General features: G+C 40.9%; 13 protein-coding genes. 7 read left to right on the plus strand and 6 right to left on the minus strand.

Annotation, left to right across the window (positions count from 1 at the left end; translation table 11 throughout):
- Positions 1–120: 120 nt before the first annotated feature.
- From LIX84_RS04040 to LIX84_RS04065, 6 genes are all read right to left on the minus strand, one after another.
- On the minus strand, positions 121–2247 hold the full coding sequence (locus LIX84_RS04040; RefSeq protein ID WP_226420697.1) for a hypothetical protein: 2127 nt from the start codon (positions 2245–2247) through the stop codon (positions 121–123).
- Between the two features lie 328 nt (positions 2248–2575).
- Positions 2576–3304, minus strand: coding sequence for an NYN domain-containing protein (locus tag LIX84_RS04045; RefSeq protein WP_122016005.1), 729 nt, complete (start codon positions 3302–3304; stop codon positions 2576–2578).
- A gap of 23 nt (positions 3305–3327) precedes the next feature.
- Positions 3328–4758, minus strand: coding sequence for a sigma 54-interacting transcriptional regulator (locus LIX84_RS04050; protein ID WP_226420698.1), 1431 nt, complete (start codon positions 4756–4758; stop codon positions 3328–3330).
- A 4-nt stretch (positions 4759–4762) separates the two neighbouring features.
- Positions 4763–6364 carry a phospholipase D-like domain-containing protein gene (locus LIX84_RS04055; RefSeq protein WP_226420699.1) on the minus strand — a complete coding sequence of 534 codons (1602 nt, stop codon included), beginning with the start codon at positions 6362–6364 and terminating at the stop codon, positions 4763–4765.
- A 3-nt stretch (positions 6365–6367) separates the two neighbouring features.
- Entirely contained in the window at positions 6368–7483 is a 1116-nt protein-coding gene (locus LIX84_RS04060; protein WP_226420700.1) for a hypothetical protein, read from the minus strand.
- Positions 7480–10290: an AAA domain-containing protein gene (locus LIX84_RS04065; protein ID WP_226420701.1), complete on the minus strand. Its 2811-nt coding sequence runs from the start codon at positions 10288–10290 to the stop codon at positions 7480–7482. The genes LIX84_RS04060 and LIX84_RS04065 overlap by 4 nt, the downstream gene beginning before the upstream one ends.
- Before the next feature lie 602 nt (positions 10291–10892).
- Here LIX84_RS04065 and LIX84_RS04070 point away from each other — a divergent pair.
- The 7 genes from LIX84_RS04070 (at position 10893) to LIX84_RS04100 (ending at position 23983) form a co-directional block, all read left to right on the plus strand.
- Entirely contained in the window at positions 10893–11798 is a 906-nt protein-coding gene (locus tag LIX84_RS04070) for a helix-turn-helix transcriptional regulator (protein ID WP_226420702.1), read from the plus strand.
- Positions 11799–11807: 9 nt separating this feature from the next.
- Positions 11808–12407 (plus strand): DUF1819 family protein, encoded by a 600-nt coding sequence (locus tag LIX84_RS04075; RefSeq protein ID WP_100754283.1) that lies wholly within the window; start codon positions 11808–11810, stop codon positions 12405–12407.
- Positions 12407–12970, plus strand: a complete 564-nt coding sequence (locus LIX84_RS04080) for a DUF1788 domain-containing protein (protein WP_100754282.1) — start codon at positions 12407–12409, stop codon at positions 12968–12970. Before LIX84_RS04075 ends, LIX84_RS04080 begins: the two co-directional genes overlap by 1 nt.
- A 133-nt stretch (positions 12971–13103) precedes the next feature.
- Positions 13104–16850, plus strand: coding sequence for a BREX system P-loop protein BrxC (gene brxC / locus LIX84_RS04085; RefSeq protein ID WP_226420703.1), 3747 nt, complete (start codon positions 13104–13106; stop codon positions 16848–16850).
- A 105-nt stretch (positions 16851–16955) separates the two neighbouring features.
- Positions 16956–20618, plus strand: coding sequence for a BREX-1 system adenine-specific DNA-methyltransferase PglX (gene pglX / locus LIX84_RS04090; RefSeq protein ID WP_226420704.1), 3663 nt, complete (start codon positions 16956–16958; stop codon positions 20616–20618).
- 53 nt (positions 20619–20671) lie between these two features.
- Complete coding sequence (locus LIX84_RS04095) at positions 20672–21856, plus strand: YecA/YgfB family protein (RefSeq protein ID WP_226420705.1); 1185 nt, start codon at positions 20672–20674, stop codon at positions 21854–21856.
- A gap of 30 nt (positions 21857–21886) precedes the next feature.
- A complete protein-coding gene (locus tag LIX84_RS04100; RefSeq protein WP_226420706.1) occupies positions 21887–23983 on the plus strand; it encodes a DUF262 and DUF1524 domain-containing protein in 2097 nt (698 codons plus the stop codon).
- Positions 23984–23991: the final 8 nt, after the last annotated feature.

Below are 23991 nucleotides of genomic sequence, written 5' to 3' on the forward strand. Positions count from 1 at the left end.
TCGCTTCCGTTTTTAAGAATAATAATCGAAACTAGCTAGTTCATTCCCATGCATGGGAATCAGTAATCGATCGCCGAAGGGTTTGTACATCACAAGCTCTAGTCTAATAATTACTTTGCGTTAACTATCAGAAGGGTCAGACAGCATATCTTGCAAGCCCAGTTTCTCTGCAAAACTCTGGTTTCTCATCTTAGCTCGCTGAGAAATATCAGATAGTGTCAGAATCTCCATTCGGATATTTGCAATAGTCTGTCTGATCCTATAATCGGCACTTCTTACAGGTATAGAGTCCCTATACCAACTACCAGAAACGGACTGTTCGTATTCATTCAAAGATGAGATTGGTGATATTTTTTCACCGATTAAGTAACAGTAGAACTTCTCTAACGGCACGTTGGCATAATTAGCCAATAAATTGCAGTAGTCTGGCATTTGTTGCAAATATGCTGACAACTCAACATCTTGTGCTTTAAACTCAAGTAAAATACATTTACCCTCTCCTGCATACAAATAGACGTCAGGTCTCTGATTTGGCCTGAACCCAAACTCTGCCATCGCCTCGTATGCATCCTCTCGGAGTAATGGTCTACCATCAGGTAAAGTCATTTTACTCAGCTCCATTTCTGAGAAACCTTGGTAGTACAAAAACTCTTCATCGAGCACCCAAAGATCATTGATATCACCCTTTGTTTTTCTTTTAAAAAACAAATCGTGGATTATCCCTTCCTTGTCTCTCTTTTTTCCTTTGGGTATATCTATTTTTTGAGCTTCAAGGTCGTTAGATACGATCTTATCTAGCAGTTTTGCTACTAGCTCTCTTCGCACGACGTATTTTGAAAGCTCTTCTTTGTTTTGTTCATCAACAAGCAACGATAGCTCTTTAGATTTCTCAGCTATCTTAACTTGATAATCCTCTGATGCTGGATTTAGTCGGTCGAGCTGTTTAACAATACATCTTGCTTTATTGCTTTTATCCGCAATAATTTTTGCTAACTCAATATGTAGTACATTAGTAATACTTTCATCAGAGGCATTTAGCTTTACTTTCCCTTTAGCCAGTTCTGCGACTTTGGCTGATAAACCAAGCTCACGGGCAAGTCGCATCACTCTCTTGGTTGTTGCCTCTTTTGCATCAATCAGCTCTTCGTAAATGCTCTCTAGTTGGACGCTTGCTTGCTTCTTAATGTCATCCAGATACACATACGAATCATCACCAAATAAACCTGATGATATTTCCTTAACCTCTGATTTCGATTTAATCTTAAACGAGTCTACTGCATCATTAACGTTGTCTGATATATCTAAATAGTTTCCATAAAATGCTACAACTTTCTTTTTTCCACTCAATGAGTTGGCATTATTGATAACTGAGTTTTTAATATGTTCAACTGGGATATCTTTACTACAGAGAAATGCCCCGTGACTTTCAATTGACTCGGCATCAAACTCAAAAACTAACCAACTGAAACGCTCAGGTTCTTTGCTCGTATCTCGCACCCATTCGATACCATTTTTAGCCTTATGTGCTTCTTTAGGGTAGCAATAATTGATTGAGAATTGACCTGAGTCACTAGGTTCAGGGAAGTCATCTGGAGTGAGAGTTACACACTCTAAATCTGAGGCTACCGAGTATTCAAACTGAAGTTTAAGATCTGGAAAAGTCATACCTTTTTGCTTTTCCAGATAAACACGTAAAGCATATTGAGACTGGATCAGCGATACAAATTTTTTTAAACTCAATGCGCTAAAGAACGCTGAATCTCTCTTCTGTGGTTGAAACCCCTGCAAAGTGATTGTTGTCAGTACTTCATCCGAGTCTGTGGGTTCAAAGCGGTCATCGAAAATAAAATTATCACTACTGCTCTTGAAAGCCCTCAGAAAATGTTCATTATTTTCAAAATATTGACTCACAACGCTAACGTGAGAAAAGCGATGTAGGAGCTGCAAACGTCCAGTACCTCGGTTGTGGTAGCCTTTCGATTTATCAAGTAGAGAACCGAATCTTTCAAAAGATGCTGAGTTAAAACCTGCTCCTGTATCTGAAATTACGATCTGTTCAAGTTTTTTCTGTTCTTCATCAATATCATTAAAACGAAAAGTAATGCTAATAACTTGCTTTTCTTCACTTTTTCTTTCAAGAATTGACTCCAATGAGTTGGTTATTGCTTCAAAAACAGGAGCTAACGTATTTTTTGATGCAGGAATGAGCTTCAACATTCCAGATAAATGTGCGCTTGGGTTTCTCATCGTAAGCCAACTTTGATTAGACGAAAGTACTGATTAACGTAGTGTATATATGATCAGGGTAGCAACAAATACCTGTAATTTCACTACTTGTTAAGAGTACCGAAAGGTTCCCTTGATTTCTGTTAAGTACGTATAGCTTTAAAAATCATCACGTGAATGGATCACTATAGCTCGCAGAACACGTATGGGTAACCCTAATATTATATATGGTAGCTACACTGCTTATCTGTAGCCTACCCTAGAGACGCAGTATGGTTTTACCATACTGCTTACACTATTTAGGAGTGTAGAGAGCAGTTCCAGCAGCTTTAGCGCACTGCTTGTGCTTTTAAATCTGAATTTCATTTTTCTTGGTTCTTTTCTTATCGCGTACCCAAATGATAGAACCATTCGTTTTTTTCATATCAAACAGATCGATAGCAGCAAACAAATCACTCAGTTTCTTAAATCCATAATTTCTTTGATCAAAAGATGCGTGATTCGAAATATGGTTTCCGATAGGTCCAAGCTTTGCCCAGCCATTATCTCCCTCTGTCGCTTCTATCGCTTGCCTTAACAAATTGATAAGCCTTGTATCACCTTTTAAAGTCGTATCGACCGTCACTTTCGGTTGAGAATGGGTATCAGCCTCTTTATCTAAGTAAAGAAACTTAGAACAACTATTTACGAAAGGTAATGGGGCTTTTCGCTCTCCAAAGCCAACAACTATTTTACCATCAGCTAGTGATCTCGTTACTAGTGGAGTGAAATCACAATCTGACGACACCAAACAAATGACATCTATATCCTTGGTATAGAGTATATCCATCACATCTATAACGAGTGCCATATCTGTCGCGTTTTTCCCTTTTACTAGATCAAATTGCTGGACTGGCTGAATAGCGTGCTCATGCAAAACATCCTCCCACGCCTTCAAGTTTTGACTCTTCCAGTTCCCATATGCCTTCCTAATATTAACTACACCATAACGAGCTAACTCGGATAGGATCTTATCGATTTTAGTGGCTGGTGCGTTATCTGCATCGATAAATAGGCCGATCTTATCTGTATCTTTCACATCACTTTCCATTCATTGAAGTTTTAACTTGAGACTTTCGCATCATCGCGCAATATCCTGTCTGAACAATCTAAATGCTCAGCCGCCTGCTTCCATGTTCCAAACCTATCTTTTGCCCAAATAGCCAAGTCCGACTTAAAGCGGCTTAGGTGTTCATCTCTGCTCAAGGACGAGTCATCGTTAAAAGGAGGTCTAACAAAGCGACTTCTGTCTGTTTCCCACAGTTTGATACCGACACTTATGCATTTTTGAGCATCTGATTCATCCCAATAGGCCATGATCAAAACTGCTAGCTTCTGAAGATCTCTTATATTTCCAGGCAACGCATCTGTTTGGAATATCTCTTCAAGGTCTGAACTCATTGGCGCTATTTTTGAGTACAGATTATTTACATTAAGCTCATCCCATACCTGCTGCCAGTCATTTTTTAGATCCTGCCTACAGTTGCGCAATGCTGGTATAGTTACCTTTAGCATAGATATACGATCTAGAAAATCGGCATCCAACACACCTGCTAACTCCGAACAATTCTTATTTGAAGCACAAATCAATTCGAAGCTTGATGTTTCTTCTTTATCCGCTCCTATTGGTCTATAACGATGTTGATAATCCTGTAAAACTCTCACTAGCTTACGCTGAACTGTTTGTGGTAAATCTTGTATCTCATCTAAAAATAGAACCTTTCCATCTGCTGACTTAAGAATCCCTTCTCTATCGGATGTTGCTCCAGTAAAAGCTCCTTTTGTATGTCCGAATATAAGGCTCTCCGCTACAGATGAATCAAGGCCACCGCATGCAATGGTAACAACTTCTTTTTGCTTGGTAGCTTTAACAAAAGTTTCTATTAGCCGCGTTTTCCCCGTACCTCGCTCCCCAAGAACCAGTAATGGTACATGTGGAATTGAGGTAAAACGCTTTAACTGCTCAAAGGCTTCCCGTCTGTCTTTTGAGACTGGCTCTACTTCATAGATAGCCATATTTGGCGTCGTATAAGATTGCTCCCTAATCTCAGCCATGTAAGTCGAAATATTGAAATTAACTGGTTTGAGACTGGTTCGTTTAGTTTTAGGGTTTCGTTGTGTAGACCAGAGTTTTGTCGTTGGCGGAAAGCGTCCACCAGCATGCAATATTAGCCAGACAGAATGCATTGCTGGCGTACCTGGGGAAACATTGATATGAAGATTCGTAATCCCTTTAATTTTAGGTAAAACTTGCTCCACGATTTTCTGATATACCAGACTATGCTCGGTCGGGTCAGAAAGTTCAATTAACTCGGAATTGACTCGTTTGCTAAGATCGTCATCTATGTTGAGCTGTTGTTCCTCCTGTTGAAGGAGCATGATCCTGTCAATCCGAGTACCAAGCTTTGATTCCAACTTCTTGACAGCATTAATTAAAACATCATCACCAGCTCTAACTGCTTGCCAGCATAGAAGTACATGCTCCTTCTCCATTTACTTAGCCCGCCTTTTTTAACACAATACTAGCCGTAGGAAAGCTTTCCGTTTTAAGTCGAATAGCACCCGCTAAATCGTCGCTTTGAGATATAGCTATTAGCTTACGATTTCCAACTTGATAAACTTTTGGTTCGTATGAGTGTTTGATGACTTTCATCTTTGGCTTTTTCTTTTTGCGATTAGCTTTAGTGCTTACTTGTTCTTCATTCTCATGTGAGATTTCTTGTTTCTCCTCCCAAAGCACTTCCTTACAATTTACTGGTAGCTCTGGAGGCAAAACCTGCCATTTATACTCGACAAGGCAACTAGGACTACTTTTCCAGTTAGTCACAGGAAACTCGGGTTCTAGTTCTAAGTCCGTCAAGCATTCAGCAGTTAATGATGGGATCTCTTTGATTTCTGTACTCGATATCACTAAAGACTGTAACCGCCCATCTTGCCAATACTGTATTTCACCCGCATGGGAAGAAAGCATACTGTTAAGTAGCAACTTCCTGATATCACTGTTTGAGTTCCCCAATAGACCGACTAAACATTGATTAATAAGCTTTGCTCGTTCACCGTCTAATGTCACTCCTACCTCAAAACCTGTATCAAGTCCGTGCTCCTGTAAGTTAGCCGACATAATCATCCCATGATTATGTTCATTCCAAATAGCTTTCGCATGCAACCACTTAAATCCAAACACCTCTGCACCTGCTTCAGCCAATTTGATAAGAGAAGGCATTGAGCTTGGTCTTACCCGCGATAGGATAGTAACTTTAACGCCCTGCTTGGCTTTCTCACAAATTGCATCAATCACTTCGTGGTCTTTCTGCCAACCAAAACTTGAAATCATCAACTCCTGGGAACTTTCATTAATCAACTTCAGTACGTGCGCTTTCAAAGAATGCTGACTATTGGTGGTACAAACTATTCGTTTGAGGTCATTGGGAAAGGCTATGACGTTTTGCGTACTAGTTGCAGAGAATTCGGAATTATCCAACATCTCATGTTCAGCGTACTCAAACATCGCCCATTTCAAGAGCTTCACAGTTTCCTGTACCTCTTCAGATGAAAGACAAACCGCTAGCTCTTCATTTCTTTCAAATGCTTCGCGGGTTAGATTAGCAGTCAACAATACCCCTTTAGCAATGTGCGATGTGTTACCTGGTAATGCATCGACTAAAACTATCTTAGAGTGGAAATGAGGTGCGGAGCGAACCACAACTCTACCACCTAGTCGTTTTAGCATTTTGGTATGTTGGAGTAAGCACTCTTTCCCAAAATCATCGTCAGGGACGTCACCTTCTAATCTCGTTTCACAAGCAAGCATCAAATAGACACGTACGCCTCTTTCCGTTGCGTCAAAAATCGCGTCCTCTATGATGGTATCCGCTAACAAAAAGCTGCTTAATACAACGGATTCTCGGGCATTATTTATCAGGTCAACAACGTAACTAGCTAGCTCTCGTTTTTTCCCAGAGATAAACAAATCACTCTGAGTCTCTGCCACGGCCTCTCGCTTAGAAACTCCGTTATGACACCATACTGGAGGTAATCGAGTATTTGACTGGTCGACGGTTTTGCTAAAGTACTTTGCATATTTTTGAATATTATTCATCTTTTATAATCCCCAATCTGCCGCAGCCACGATATGCCAATCCCTCTTTGAGCGTGCTTTCGGATCTAGGATTACACTGTTTGCCAATTCATCCCTGGAAGGAAGATTAATTTCAAAGTCTTTGAAAGGCATTTTCGCTTTCTCCAGCCACTTTTCATACTTTTCGACTGTCGCATAGTTATCAATGTATGAAAGCAGTAACCATTCAGACCATCGTTGCGCACATACTTCAGTTTTTGGTCTTAGCCGAACTCCCTTTGCTATAACAGAATTAAACCGATTTAATCCATTTAGAGATGGCCTTGGAAACTCAATGTTTATTCGCATTGTGCTTTTAGAACTGTCAGGGACATCATCGAAATATTCTTCGAACTCGGCTGTATCGTTTCTCCAAGAGTCAATTTTCCGACCACCTAGCAACAGTTCATACCAAACTTCGTCTAAATATCTATTTGGAGCTTTGAACTTACTTACTTCTTTACTATCTTTGTACAACGTCAACGACTGTTTAGTCACATTCCACTTAACTGACAGTTTGAATGGAGAGTCAACCGTTTCCCCCTTCAACTTGATTTCACCAATATGAATTATTTCTCCTCCAGTACATGGCTGCCCGACTTCGTCCTGTACTCGATTTTTAATCCAATGAGGAATTTTTTTAAAATTGGCTATTCTCTTGTCAGTTTCGTGCTTGTTACGACGCAATGCTTCATCCATGGCCTTTGGCTCTGCGTGTTTTTCAATAGCCATAATGGGAAACGGCAACAATGGATCATTACTAAAAGTAATCTTCCAAACCCCCTCTTCGGGAACGAAAATTCGTTGCTCTTTGATAGCCTCATAACCTTCATCCGTTAGTGCGTATTTCCCACGTTTTTTGAAAGCCAAATTTAAGTCTATTGCTCTGTTGAGCATGCGCTGCGCAATCCCCAAACGTGCTCGATCATCAAACAAAAGGTGTTGTGCGACCTGTTCTTCAGTACAAACACCATCTCGAATACATTTCAAAATCAAATCATATTCAGGGCGTTTTTCTGCTTTGGATATCGTTGCGGAGACAACCCATGTTTCTAGTTGAATTTCCCTTTCGAGAATCAGGTCGTTTTTCATTATTTTCATTCCACCACCTCGATGGTACGTGACCAATCCGTATCTTCCGCTAAATGCGCTAATACGCCAGATGCCTTTTTCATTGCATTTCGGTTTCCAAATATTACTTGTGCGTACTTTGCCCGCGTAACTGCAACATTGAGTCTATTTGGGCTTTCGAGAAAGCTCGTAGCATGTGAATTCACAAAGCTCAGTAACACTAGGTCCGCCTCGTGACCTTGGAATTTATCGACTGTACAGACTTGAACATCGATAAATGGAGAGCGTTTATCACCTTTAGTAAAATGACGGTATGCTCTCGGGTTCATCGCCCATGTTCTCAAGCGATTCCTAAGTTCACGTTCCTGGCCTCGATAAAAGGACAACACAGCCACTTCCCATGGTTTGCCATCTTCCTTTGGACTTTTGACAGCCCATTTCTCAAAGTTAGTTAGTTCAGCTATAAGTTGTTCAGCTTCCTTAGGGTTTCTATTACCACTTGTCGTACGTCCTCCTTGTACATCAACCCATACCGTGCGTTTTCTGTCAGGTCTATAACTCCATGCTCTTTTTTCGATCATTTCTTCTGGCGTGTATAACGCATCTTGGTTATAGATCCTGTTGTGAGAAAAACTCGCTATGTCAGGATGCATCCTGTGTTGATAAATTAGTGTTATAGATCTCTGACTAAGTACATCATCAGGTAGGCCATCAGAGAGCGCCGTACCATGCCGCTGACGCTTCGACCTTTGAAAACCAGACTGAAGAGACTCCAATATAGAAGGAAGAGCCACTTTTTTTACTCTGTTGATTTGATCAATAACAGAGTCTTTTCCGCGTTTGCCATCGAAAGGCAATAGAGCCTCTACCTGACGAGATAACTTTTCTGAAGTCGTTATTCTTTCATCAGAGGTATCTTTGTTTAGCCTTTGCTCATACTGTCTAGCCATGCGCCAAGCAATCTCATTTTCCCAATTGCTGTCGCTACTGTGTTGATGGCGATTTTTATACTCAATTGCTCTTTTCCGATACACAACAGAAGGCGGGATACTATTCAGGTTGCCTCGAATGCGCATAATATCCAAAGGCATAACTTCCTGATTTTCAGTTAAAAATTTTTGATCTCCTACAATCAACGATGAATAAGGAATACTTTTGCTATCTCCCCCTGGCGTAGCTACCAAAACACCATTTTCCTCCCCTTGCCTCTTATAAAAATCTTGTACGATATTGCTGCTATTTAACACAATTGATGAGATTCGCCTTCGCGCAGGACTTACTTGATCTGAGGCACTAAATACATCAAGACATGCTTCGCGCTTATATACTTCAGGCAGACATGGGGCGATGTTAACCGCCGTTGATTCATCATCAACGTAGGGTGATAGTTGTTTTTTGTCGCCGACCAAAATCCACCTCTTTGCCAAAAGTGCTGGAACCAAAAACTCTTGGAAAGTGGTCTTGGATGCCTCATCAATGATCATGTAATCAAATTGAGCGGTTGGCGTGTCAGTATTCTTAATATCTGGATGTTTTAAGATACCGATGGTAGTGCCACAAATAAGATTTGCAGACTCCAACGCCATTCGCTCAATAGTGTTGTTACCACGATTAAGTTCAACCATGAGCTGTTGTTGAGCTTCCGTTAACGTTGAAACCTTATGAAGTTCAGACAAGAGCCGTTTTCTTTCGGTAGATAGAAATTTTTCTAGCTGGTAAGGTTTAACCTTCTCTGAAATATTCGATTTATCACCGATTCGCAGAGCAATAATCGCATCTCGAACTGTGCTATCTTCTTCAATTATTCTCTCAAGCACATTGTCGACGGCCACATGAGTTGAGGCACACAATAAGATTCGCTTACCTCGCAAGACAAGTTGAATGATAAGCTCTAATATCGCGGTCGTTTTACCTGAACCAGGAGGTCCCTCCATAAATGCAAAATCAGGTGTGTTCAGCGAAATTTCTACGAATTTTCGTTGTTCAAGCGTACCAGGTCTGCTTTCATCCGTTAGTACATACCATTTATCAACTCGGGCAGTTTGGTTACTGCCTACATTTAAAAACTCTTCGAAGAGTGCTGAAAAATCAGACTGTTCTAAGTTTGGGAATTTATCCCATCTAGCATGATCATTTGATTCAAACAACCTTAATAGAGGTCGATGGAAAATGCTTGGTGAACTCTGCAAAGCCTGTATCGCATTTATCTGGCACCGAAGCGTATATGTATTTGGACGTAGTACAATAAATTCCTTACTTGGCATTTTATTGACTAACAATTGCTCAGATTCTGGATCTCTATCTAGAATGGAAATCTTATTTCTATTATCAAACCAGACTCGATCAGCATCAAAGTGCTTGGTTAAGTGCCAACCATATCCTTGCTCACACTCATAGACTTTTAACGACCTTTTCGAGTATGAAGCGACTTCTAAGGCATGTTCCTCTGTTTGATACGCCATTTTAGGCTTACCACTACGATCTTTGCAGGCAGGGCAATCACTTGCGGGGCTGCCAACAAACCTCCAATTTGCATTATTTGCCTCGTAGATATCTTCGTTACTTTCATCAAGAAATGACTTAAATACTGACTCTTGAGTAGAACCATCTACTTCCAATAGCTGTATCCATACTCCCTTCACATCCTTTCGCTCTCCAACAGGATTAACCTCCCTGTCGACAACCTCCCAGCGAAGGCGTTTGACCGCACCTGAACTTTCTAAATATCTTTTTGTGGTGTCTAGATATTTGTAAAAATCCTCCAAGCCATTGAATGTTTTTTGAAGGAGTATATCTGGCCGATGTTCTTCTAAATTTGCATAATGTAGTAATGCCATTGCCTATCCTCGTTTGTTTTTCTAGTAATTAAATACAATTAGCATGCCATTACATAAAAAATTTAATCCATTGATTTTATTAAAAAAGAATAAAATCAAATTTTAGGATTATGGAGAGTTAATTCCATTCAGGAAAATTTGTTCCATTTTTAATGATTTGAATCAATCCATCAAATACAACACCGTACATGTGTGATTCATTTCTCCAAACGGGTAGGCACATTTTCGGAACCCTTTGACGTGAAAGATTTTACAAGGTAACTAGAGCCAAGCAAGCTGTACCCTTGTAGAAACACAAAGCCTCCTAGGTACTTATTGAAGATCAAAACCAGCGGATACTGATATCTTTAGCCATGAATATTCGTTTATCTATGAGTATCAGGGTCAATTAAGCGAACACTAAACATTAGGAATGCTGTATGGCAGAGCCATACAGCTTCTTCTAACTACTCAGCGATAATCTCACTATCTATGCTGATATAATATTGAGAAAAGTGCATAGATTAGTTCTAGTGAGTTATGTCTGCCTGAGTCATATCTCAAATTGAAGTCCAACCCAAAATGGTTCATACTATGCCCAAATTAAAAATAGTATGAATTCCATGGATAATCTCAACTACGCACAAAAACAAAGGCTTGCTTTCATTGACTTTAAGTTAATGTTTGTCGGTCACTTTACGCGTTCCGAAGTCGTAGAACATTTTAAAATGGGACTATCCAACGCGACTCGCGATATCAACTTATACAAAGAGTTAGCAGCCCATAACCTTACCTACGACAACGCTGAGAAACGGTACTTTCAAACAAAAGCATTTGTCCCACTGTTTAACCACAACACAAACGATACGCTCGGAAAGCTTGCAAACCAACTTTCAGGGGAAGACAGCGTCATCAATGGATTAGGCATACCGTTTGAAACACCGAGCCAACTTAACGCGCCTGACACCAGCATCATAGCTGTACTAACTCAAGCCGCGTTAAACAGCAAAGGTGTTAAAATTCGCTATGTATCCTTAAGAAGTGGCGAAAGCACCCGAATTGTTATCCCCCACTCTATAGTCGATAACGGACTACGCTGGCATATTCGTGCATACGATTACCAGTCAAGAGAGTTCCGAGATTTTGTGATTTCTCGTATCACCAAAGCTGAACTATCGGACAACACCGTACTTCAGACTCAAACCATGCTGGCTGATAAACAATGGATGAGGTTCGTACCATTAGAGCTAGTACCGCACCCAAACAATGTAAATTATCCAAAAGCGATTGAGCTTGATTACTCTATGAAGAATGGAAAATTATCAATCGAAGTTCGTGCTGCTTTAACTGGCTATTTACTGCGACGTTGGAATGTCGATTGCTCTGAGAAAGCAACACAAACAACGCCCGAGCATCAACTTTGGTTAGCAAACCGACCGACTTTATATGGTGTTGAAAACTTGCACCTTGCATCAGGTTACACCGACCCCGAAGCAGAACACTCAGTCCCTACACACAGCATTAAATAGGACGTGAAGATGAGCGAATATAAGAAATACCTTGGCGACCTAATCGGTGGCAGCCTTATGATTACAGAGGCTCAGCTAATTGCTGAGTTACTCCTTTCTGAACCAAGTAAAGAACAATGGGATGAAGCCATTGTTGAACAAAACATTCTGCAAAAGCGTTCGCCAGCTTCAGCAAAACGTAACGCGGCTACAATCAAAAAACGTATCGCAAATCTAGGTAACAAGTTCCTATCAGCACTTGTTAAGGCTAACCACGAGGAAGCGGCGCAGTTAATGATGGCTGCAACCCTAATTAACTCTCCACTGCTTGCTGACTTCATGCGCACTGTTGTAATGGATGCTAAACGTATGTACCGCGAAAACATTGACATGAAAGATTGGGAGTACTTCTGGGAAGATAAGTGCCGCATCTATCCTGATTTTGCCGATATGTCTGAATCCTCAACCTACAAAATTGCTCAAGTCGCTTTTAAAGTTATGACTGATGGCGGTTTCTTGGAAAGCACAAAAACAAAAGTACTCACCAATATTTACATAACCCCAGATGTTCGTGATCTACTCGTTGAGATGGATAGAGACGATATCATCCAAGCTATGGAGATCTACTAATGCTCCAGCTACAACAACGTTTAGATAACATCCAATCTCGTTTAGAGAGTGACGAGTTCCTTCAAAACAAAGAACTCGGTGGTGAAATTGGCTTTTACATCTTTGACTATAAACCTGAACATGAACTAGCGGTTCGAGAGCATATCGAATTGCTAGAGAAAAAACTGTCAAATCGTGGCTACACATTCGCCAGCATTAACCTATTTGAAATGATCATCAAACTACTAGAATCACGGCGATTATTAGATAAGTCATTCAAAATGCAGTTTGCCAAAGGTGATGAAGCTCTCTTTAAAGCACTCAAAGGGCCTCTAGAGCAAAACCGAGTCGCTGAGTTCATCGTGAAAGAAGCAAATATAGAAAATTGTGACTTTATCATGCTTCATGGTATGGGAAGTGTTTGGCCGATTGTCCGAGGTCACGGACTACTCAATGCGTTGCACGCTAAAGTAGGCCAGGTTCCAACGGTCATGTTCTACCCTGGTGAATACGATGGCGCTTCACTTAAACCATTTGGTCGAATCGAATCAAACAACTATTACCGAGCCTTTAAGTTGGCATAGCGCACAGTAGTGACGGTTAAGAAAAGGTAGCTGCCAAGCAAATGCAGTTACTAATCAAAACGTACGCTAAACAAGTAAATACTGAATCAAGATATTCTCATTAACAAATTGAGAAAGTTAGCTAGGAATTCCCATGCAGTTAAAGCAGCTATTTAAAAAAGATATCTCACGCCCAATCAACGGCGTAGTTAAAGCTGACCAAGTCGGAAACGAAACCGTCTTCGTCGAACTTGATGAGTATGTCATCACCGCTGAACTTAAAGGTCACATTGAGCAATTCTTCAAATACTACATGCCGTCTGTTGATGACCCTAAAAAGGCGTCTGAAACGGGTAAATCTGGCATCTGGGTATCAGGCTTCTTTGGCTCGGGTAAATCTCACTTCATTAAAATCATGTCGTACTTGCTCAAAAACGTTGAGACATCTAATGATGGCGTAACAAAACGAGCAATTGATTTCTTTGAAGACAAGCTAGCAGAAGACCAAATGCTGTTGGGCGATATGCGTCGTGCGATCCAGAAAGAGAACAACGTTATCCTCTTTAACATTGATAGCCGCGCTGACACAGATGACAAAGAAGATGCCATCTTAAAAGTATTCCTAAAAGTCTTTAATGAGAAAATGGGTTACTCGGGCGACCATGCACACATTGCAGACCTAGAACGTGACCTAGATGCGCGTGGCAAACTGCAAGAGTTCCACCAAGCTTTTGAAGAGCTATCGGGTTCATCATGGTTAGAAGAACGTGACTCTTATGACTTTTACCGTGACGATCTCGCGGAGGCATTTGCCAAAGTAACAGGTCAGTCTGAAGAAGCGGGTCGCCAAGCTATCGAGCGACTTGAAAACAACTTCAGCTTAGACATTCAAAATTTCTGTAAATGGGTTAAGCAATACCTTGATGGTAGTCCTGAACGCCGCATCAGCTTCTTTGTGGATGAGATTGGTCAATACATTGGTCAAAACGCTCAAATGATGTTGAAGCTGCAAACTATTACAGAAAATTTAGGCACAATCTGTGAAGGTCGTGCATGGGTGGTAGTGACATCACAAGAAGACATGGACACTGTTCTAGGTCAAATGCAACAAGGTTCTCGTAAAAATGACTTTTCTCGGATCCAACAACGCTTTGATCGAATCTCGCTCTCAAGCTCAAACGTCAACGAGGTTATTGAGAAACGTCTACTAGCTAAAACAGAGCCTGCGCAAACTGCACTAACAGCCTTGTATAATGAAAAAGGCGACATCATTCGAAGTCAGCTTAGCTTTGAGAAAACCAATAAGGCTGAGTTTTCTAACTTCACAGGTACAAACAACTTCGTATCGAGCTACCCGTTTGCACCGTACCAGTACAACCTAATCCAAAAAGTATTTTCTGGTATCTCCCAAGCTGGGGCAGCGGGTACTCACCTAGCAAAAGGTGAACGTTCTCTCATCGAAGCATTTCAAACGGCTACTAATCAGTTCGTTACTGACGAGATTGGACGTTTAATCCCGCTTTATAGTTTTTATCCTTCAATTAAGAAATTCCTTGATACTGCTGTAGTGCGTGACATTAACCACGCGGCAGAGAAAAGCTCTATTTCCGATTTCTCGGTTCAAGTTTTACAAACACTATTTATGATCCGTTACGTAGATGAGATGAAATCTACCATCGACAACATCGTGACGCTTTGTATCTCGGAAGTTGACCAAGACAAACGCCAACTTCGTATTGATATTACTGAAAGCTTGGACGCATTGGAAAATAACCTTCTTATTGCTCGTCAAGGAGACGAGTACATCTTCTTAACAAACGAAGAAAAAGAAATCGAAAAAGAGATCCAAAACACAGAGATCGAAACGTCCGATGAAACAGCGGAGCTAAGTAAAATCCTATTTGAAGAGATTTTACGCAGCAGCAAAACCTATCGCTATCCTGAGAACAAACAAGATTTCCCAGTTTCACGCTACTGCAATGGTCAACCGTTCGAGAAAGGCTCAATTGACAACGACCTACACTTAAAGATTGTGTCGCCAATTGACGCTAGCTATGACGATATGACCGATGCCGTCTGCAGTAATGAATCTAAAGATGCCATCTTAATTAAACTACAAGACAAGGCGCGTCTATTTGGGGAACTACGAACCTACATTCGTACCGCTAAGTACACAAAACGTAATGCAGGTCGTGATGCGGATATGGAACTTCTGATCCGAGCGAAAGCAGCAGAGAACAGTGCAAGACGTAAACAAATCGTCTCTGAGCTAGAAGATATTATTAAGCAATCAGACTTTTACTTGTTAGGGCAGAGCTATAAAACTAAAGGTGCAACAGCCACTGCTATCATCGACAACGCATACCGCCAGGTTATCGAAGACACCTTCAGTAAACTTAAGTATGTGACGCCCTATTCTGGTGATATTCGTCAACAAATTCAGCAAACTCTTATCGTTGACGACTTGAGCCAATTGAATATTGATTTGTCAGATGTTGAAGCAAACCCTCGCGCTCTGTTCGAGCTAGAGCAACACATCTCAATCAGTGATGAATACGGGCGTCCCCTGACCGCTGGTGACTTGGTGAAGAAGTTTTCTCGTCGCCCATTCGGTTGGAATGATTACGAAATCATCCTGATGATTGCTCGCCTAGCCGTCGCAAACAAAATTACGCTTCAAGCAAATCAGCAAGATGTGCCGTTGCGTAGTGCTTTTGAGCATTTAGACAAAAATTCCAAGCGTGCCAACTTACGAATCCGACGCATTCAGCAACAATCAGAAGCAAACCTGAAGAAAGCAGCCAAGTTGTACAAGTCTGTATTCCATAAGAATGCACCGACAACCGAAAAAGATCTTCATGAGCAAGCACTTCAGCTTTTAAAGAGCATGCTCGCAAAGCTCAAAGATTTTAAAGCGAAATCAACCACAGGTAAGTTCCCAGGCAAAACTGAAATCGAAGATGGCATTATCTCGATCTCGTCCCTTGTCGAGCAACAAGGAAGCTACAAGTTCATTGATGAATTCTTACGTCAAGGTTCTGATTTAGAAGAGTTTGAAGAGGATTATGAAGAGCTTGAAGTCTTCTATGAAAAACAATTTTCAACATGGCAAAGCTTGGCGAATGCTTTGAGTATCGAGTTTGCGAAAAACCGTCACCTACTCAAAACGTCTGAAGTTGCCAATAGCGCATTAGAAAAGCTGGAAGCGATATATAACGATGATCGTCCTTACGGAAAGATCCGTCAGGTGCAAGGCTTAATCGAAACGGTGAGAGCTGTAAACGATGAGATGCTGGTTGCTCACCGTAAAGAAGTAGCAAGCAAGCTAGAGACTGCAATTGATGACGTTCAGCAACACGTGAGCGAGGCTAAAGCACCAGATACCATCAGTAACGATGCGCTTCGCCCGTTACAACTGTCTCTAAAACGATTAGAGCACCTGACCAGCATCGCTGAAATCAACGAAGAGCTTCGAAATTCAGAGAGTTTAGTAGAGCAAGCTGAAGAAATCATTAATGCCTTTATCGACCAGCAAATTAAAGCGGCTGAACGCCAAGTAGCGCTAGAAGCAGAACGTCGCAAGCAAGAAGCTGAAACTAATGCAGGCAATGACTCCAAAGGTGGTAACGGTACATTAGAACTAGAACCTAACGACTCGAATGGTTATGGCACTTCCTCTGCAACAATGAACGCGACCAAAGAGCCATTAAAAGTAGCGGAACCTGTAGTCACAAAACCTAAAGCGAAAAAAGTGGTGACGGTTAAAGCTGGGGCCGTTTTCCAAGAGCTAGGTGATACCACTTACCTAGAAACGGAAGAAGAGCTAGAAAGCTACTTAGCGGCATTGAAAACTCAACTTTCCGAATTGTTAGCTTCGAACCATAAAGTACGAATCAAGTAAGTAGCAGCGTCTCTCACACAGAGAAAGGCCCAACTGAACCATAAAGATAAATAGTGAACCACGCTCTTTGAGCGTGGATTTCTAAACGAATGAAATGAGTATTCAATGAACACCAACAAACTTAAAGCCTACGCACCAAAAGCTCGTGTTGCTTTTATGGAAGCAGTTAAGAACCGAGCAGCAAAACTAGGTATTTTCGAAGACCGAATTAGCGAGATCACGATTGACGGTGATAGCGCGATTATCGAGAAAGAAGTTTACACTCGCAAGCAAGGCCAGCAGCGTAACCAGCTAGTAAAACGTATTGAAGCGTTAGGCACGCACGATGGTAAATTCGTGCATAAAGACGGTTTTAACCAGTTTATCAACGAAACAGCCTTTACATGGTTTAACCGCCTAACAGCTATCCGCTATATGGAGGTTAACGAATACCTAGACCATGGTTTTCGTGTGTTAAGTAAAACCGAAGGCGCACAGTTTGGTGAAGGCTTTGAGATCTTAAACTCAGCGGCTGACGTAGCTGATGAGCTTGGTTTGAACAAAGACCAAATCATTGACATGGTGCTTGATGGTAACAAAGAAGAAGAGCTTTACCGCACTCTCCTTCTAGCGCAGTGCCACCAGCTAAGCGAAGCCATGCCATTCATGTTTGAAAAGCTGGATGATGCAACCGAGCTACTGCTGCCAGATAACCTTACAAAAACCGATTCAATCTTAAAGGATTTGGTTAACGATATCCCTGAAGATAATTGGCGAGAGATTGAAGTTATCGGTTGGCTTTACCAGTTCTACATCTCTGAGCACAAAGATGCTGTTATTGGCAAAGTCGTCAAGCGCGAGGACATCCCTGCTGCAACTCAGCTCTTTACGCCGAACTGGATTGTCAAGTATCTAGTACAAAACTCTCTAGGTCGTCAGTGGTTAGCAACCTACCCTGACTCCGAACTGAAAGAAAAAATGGAGTATTACATCACGCCTGCCGAGCAAAGTGATGATGTAATCGAACAGCTCAAAGTCATTACACCGACAAGTATTGATCCTGAAGAAATCAAAGTGCTCGACCCTGCTTGTGGCAGTGGCCACATCCTAGTTGAAGTGTATGAAGTGCTGCGTGAAATTTACCTAGAGCGTGGCTATCGCTTACGCGATATTCCAGAGCTGATCCTAACCAAAAACATCTATGGTCTAGATATTGATGATCGCGCTGCACAGTTGGCAGCATTCGCGGTACTAATGAAAGCTCGTGAAGATGATAAACGTATCTTCACACGTGATATCAAGCTTAACATCCATTCAGTTCAATCAACTGAAAACCTGAACATTAACCAGCTTTGGGCAGACTTGGATCTTGATGGCAACAAGCAAACAGGTTCAATGGGTGACCTATTTTCAGAGCCACAACTCGACATCCGCGAAGTATCCGAAGAAAACAAGATTTACCTTGATTTGCTTAGCTACCTACAAAAGCAGTTTATTGATGCTAAAAACTTAGGTTCATTGGTTGAAATTGCGAGTAACAACCTTAAAACTCTCATCCAGTTAAAGGAAAAGCTAGTACGCAAAGCTCAAGGTAACGAATCAACATCCAAGCAAGCATCAGAAGCACTGTTACCAATTGTTGAACAATCAATTGTACTCGCGACTAAATATGATGTGGTCTTGGCAAACCCTCCTTACATGGGTTTAAAAGGGATGAATGCTGCTTTAAAAAATTTCGCAAAGGAATACTATCCGAATTCTAAATTTGACTTGTTTTCCCTATTTATGGAACGAGCTTTTAAAGTATTGAACAATAATGGAATAAATTCTCAAGTAAATATGCAGTCTTGGATGTTTCTATCCAGTTATGAAAAACTCCGTAAGTCTATTTTCCGAGAACATACAATAGACTCGTTGATTCATATTGGATTTAACAGTTTCCCTGAGTTAAATTCGAAGGTTGTGCAATGTGTCGCTTTTTCTATTAGAAAACAGCCAATTAATAACTATGCAGCAAGCTATATTGATCTGAATAGTGCTCCACAATCAGCAAATAAACGTGAAGTTTTTTTGAATCGAGACCAACATTCTACTTTCCAAGTTTCATCAGAAAGCTTCAAGAAAATTCCAGGATGGCCTGTAGTTTATTGGGTCAAAGATGAACTAAGAAATTGTTTCAGTAAAAATCTCATAGAATCGTCCTCTTATGTATCAAATGGGATACAAACAGGCAACAACGAGCGATTTATGCGTAATTGGCACGAGGTATCACAAAGTAAAGTTGGCAATAAATGGTTCCCTTACAATAAAGGTGGGGATTATAGAAAGTGGTATGGAAATAACTTCTATTATGTCAATTGGGAGGACAATGGTGATTTAATTAAGCAACAGTCTAATAGTTGTACGCGAGGAGAAAATTACTACCTTAAACCTGGAATTACTTGGTCTGATATCACTTCATCATTCTCTTCATTTAGATATTTCCCAAGAAATCACTTATTTGATGCAAAAGGCCCATCAGCTTTTTTCAGTGAAGACGACCTATTTTATGCAATTGCATTTTTAAACTCATCGACTAACGAGGTTTTCACCAAACTCTTAAATCCAACGCTGAGCTTCCAAATAGGAGAGTTTAAAAAACTGCCATTTTTGATCAGTGAACTTAAGAGAAACCCAGAGATATCAAACATTGCTAAACAGCAAATTGAGATAAGTAAAAAAGACTGGGATAGTTTCGAAACCTCATGGGATTTCAAATCACTTAATATCTCTGATTCGTGTGGCTCTCAAGATTACTGGAATAAATACCAACTTGATTCTAATAAAATGATCGATGAAATGTATTCCAATGAAGAATTGAACAACTCCTATATCGCAAATGTATATGGACTTGAAAATAATATCAAAAATGTAATCCCTTTGAAAACAATCACACTACTCAGAAATCCGTATTACAGATATACCAAAACTGAGGACAGGAAAGAGTTAACAGCTCTGCAAAAGAATGACTGTTTTATAAACTTAATCAGTTATTCATTAGGCTGCATTATGGGGCGCTACTCTCTTGATCGCGAAGGATTAGTCTATGCACACTCTGGAAATGACGGCTTTAAAGAGTTAGTTATAGACGGTGCATACAAAACCTTCCCTGCTGATGATGACGGCATTGTTCCATTAGCTGATGAAGACTGGGTATTTGAAGATGATGCTACCACCCGCTTCCGTGAATTTGTGAAAACGGTATGGGGTGAAAAGCACTTACAAGAAAACTTGGACTTTGTGGCTGAAAGCCTGTGCTTGGATGCCATCAAAGCTAAAAAAGGTGAAAGCTCGATCGATACTATCCGTCGTTACTTCTCGACTCAGTTCTACAAAGATCATTTGAAAACTTATAAAAAGCGCCCTATTTATTGGCTGTTTAGCTCAGGTAAGGCAAAAGCATTCGAGTGTTTGGTTTACCTACACCGTTACAACGAAGGTACGTTGTCACGTATGCGCACTGAGTATGTCACACCACTTATGGGTAAACTTGAAAGTCGCAAGAACATTCTTGAAGACTCAAAAGCAACAGCGTCTGGTGCAGAGCTACGCGCAATAGACAAAGAGCTGAAAACGATTGAGAAGAAACAAGCTGAACTGGTCACTTTCGATGAAGAGCTAAAACACTTAGCTGAAATGAAGATCAGCCTAGACCTCGATGACGGCGTTAAAGTCAACTACGGCAAATTCGGTAACCTACTCGCTGATGTGAAAGCGATCCATGGTAAGAAGCCAGAAGTGATCAAGTAACTAAATATATTGAGCAGCGTTATAGCTGCTCTTTTTCTATAGCGAAAACAAAAATGACAATATCAATAATAGAACCTTGTGCGGCTAGGTTGTTCAATATCTATTACCAACATACGCAGTCATCCAGCCTAGAGAGCCTACAATACTTGGTTGAAGAGGCGTATAAGCTGCACGAACGTCTGCGTAAAAACCCTACGACCAAACTTGGATTGTTTGAACTCGATGAGTTCCTATTATTAAAAGCGTTACGTAATTACTCTGTTCATCAGGGTGAGTTCTTAGGTGAGGCTTACTATATCGATTTCGAGTTCGCCAAAAGCCTTCAGCTAGAATTGATTCGTGTGTGCTTAGTGAAGAAATCGACTGTCAACTTAGCCATCAATCATGAACCCAATTTAGAGCACGGCGAAGAAAACAAGATTGCTCGTATCCGTACTCAGCTCATCGACTTCGGTGATTACTTCAACCTTGAACCCGTAATTTTCAACTTCATGGTGAAGGTATTTGAAAAGCTAGATGCACTAAAATTCGCTGTACCAGGTAAAGGTTACGAAGATATCAAACAGGCTTATCAACGCGAAAAATACTACAACTACTCTCACTATTTGCCGCTTAACCCACCTAACTGTGATGCGGTAACTATTAGTAGCAATCTTATACCTATTACTGCCTCTGCAATCAAAAACAAAACGGGATTACCAAACCCTAAGTCAGATCCATTTCATCAATTCTCTACACTCGAATTAGACTATTCAACATTAAGTGTGATTGATTATGAAGGTGATGACTATGTCGCTATCCATGAAACGTTGACCGAACAGATCAATAGTAGACCAGACAGTCTAACGGTTGCTCAAGTACTACCTGAACACCGTGGAATGGCGTTTATCGCATCAGAAAACGGTATTGATGTCACGTGCTTTAATATCAATGAGCAGCGTGAACTATTTGAAGAAAACAACATTCAAATCGATCCATATTTCTATTCACCTGCGATTGGTGAACTCCTCGCTATCTTTGTCCATGAGGGCCAAGTCTTCCCTGTAATACTTCATAAATCAGATCTAGTCTCTGTAGCTAAACCAAAACCTACAGAAATGCCTAGCCGTGAGTATTGGGATGAACTAGTCGACTCGATTCGTACTGAATTGGAAGAACCAATCACCTCGATTAAAATCGGTCGAAATGCGCCTTGCCCTTGCGGTTCGGGAAAAAAATACAAAAAGTGTTGTGCATAAAATATATAAATAGACTCAGTTGGTGTGACCATGAAGGCAACAGAAAGTAAGTTATTCAAGTTTTTACAAAAATCAGCCCAATTCATTATTCCTATTTACCAGCGCCAATATAGCTGGACTCAGGATCAATGTGAGCAACTATGGAAAGATATCGTTCGTGCGGGTACGACTGACCTTGAAGCTCATTTCATAGGCTCTGTAGTCTATGTGGAACGAGGCTTATACAGCCATAGTGATGTCCCTCAGCTACTCGTTATTGATGGGCAACAGAGGCTGACCTCTACGACACTCTTAATCGCCGCATTAGTTTCAGAACTGAATGCTCGTAGTGCAGACAATACATCCGTTATTGAAGGTACAAATGCCAAGAAGCTGAAGAAATATTACCTTTGTAATGATGCTGAAGATGGTGATCTTTATTACAAGCTCCTACTCACTAAAGCAGATGACAAAGAGCTAAGAGCCATTGTCGACGGTGAAGCCAAACACGATGAGGATGCAACGTCTCGTGTTACTAAAAATTACCAATTCTTCAAAGACAAGTTGAGTCGCCTTAGTAACGAGCAAGTATCAGAAATCTACCTTGGCCTGCAAAAACTACTTATTGTCGATATCGCTTTAGATCGAGAGAGAGACAATCCCCAGCTCATATTTGAAAGCCTCAACTCGACAGGTCTAGATTTAAGCCAAGCGGATCTCATCCGTAACTTCGTACTCATGGGGCTTGAGCCAAAACAGCAAAACACCCTCTATGAGCGATACTGGTTTCCAATGGAAAGCGACTTTGGAAACGGTGAGTACAGTTGGTTGTTTAATCAGTTCATGCGTGATTATTTGACACTTAAGACTAACAAGCCCCCAAGAATCAATGATGTTTATGAAGCATTCAAGAAATATGTTAGTAGCTCACATCTTGATATCGAAGATGTCGTGGCAGATGTACGCAAACACGCTCAATTCTATATCGCTTTTTCTTTAGAACAGGAAAAAGAGCAAAAATTGCTAGAAGCCTTTCAAGACCTAAACGCATATAAAGTCGATGTATCTTATCCTTTGATACTAGAGCTGTATCATGACTACGATAGCCAGATTTTAACGCTCGATGAGTTCATTGAGTGTGTACGCCTGGTTGAGAGCTATGTGTTCCGACGTTATGTATGCGACATTCCAACCAACTCACTTAACAAAACATTCGCGAGTTTCGCTCGCTCTATTCGTAAATCCAGTTATTTGGAGAGCTTCAAAGCTGAGCTAATTAGTTTAAGCTCTTATCGCCGTTTCCCATCAGATTCTGAGCTAAATCGCTGCCTTCAACACAAAGACATGTACAACGTTCGCAGCAGAGCCTATTGGCTGCGTCGCATAGAAAACCAGGATAAGAAAGAACGTATAAGCGTTGAAAATTACACTATTGAGCACGTGTTACCGCAGAACAAAAATCTGTCTACTCAATGGCAGCTAGCGCTAGGTGATGATTGGCAATCAGTTCAAGAAGAGTACGTCCATACTATTGGTAATCTAACATTAACAGGGTACAACTCTGAGCTAAGTGACCGATTCTTTACTGAAAAGCGTGATATGGAAGGCGGTTTCGCAAACAGTCCACTAGCCCTAAACCAAAGCTTAAGAAGCCATGAAACTTGGAACAAAGATTCAATTCAAGCTCGCTCTAAATTACTTGCGGACAAAATGCAGACGGTATGGCGTTACCCTAGCTTAAGTGCTGAAATTTTAGAGAAATACCAAGCCCAACCAACCGAGAAAGCCGCTTATACAATTTCAGATCATCCATATATTGCAGTTGGGTCTTCAAAAGAGCTATTCCAAGTGTTTAGCCAGAAAGTCATGTCGCTCGATGAAAATGTGAAGCAAGAATTTTTGAAACTTTATGTCGCTTTCAAACTCGATACCAACTTTGTCGATGTAGTCCCTCAGGCTTCTGGGCTAAGGCTATCTCTCAACTGTAAGTTCACTGAAATTCATGATCCAAAGAAGCTATGCCGAGACGTGACTAATCTTGGTCGTTGGGGTAATGGTGACGTTGAATACAAAATCACTGAATTATCAGATATCCCCTACGCCATCCAGTTGATCCAGCAAGTCATTGACATACAAGTTGAAGGTTAAAAATCATT

Origin of the sequence: Vibrio sp. E14, assembly GCF_020515785.1 — a bacterium.
GTDB classification, from domain to species: domain Bacteria; phylum Pseudomonadota; class Gammaproteobacteria; order Enterobacterales; family Vibrionaceae; genus Vibrio; species Vibrio diabolicus.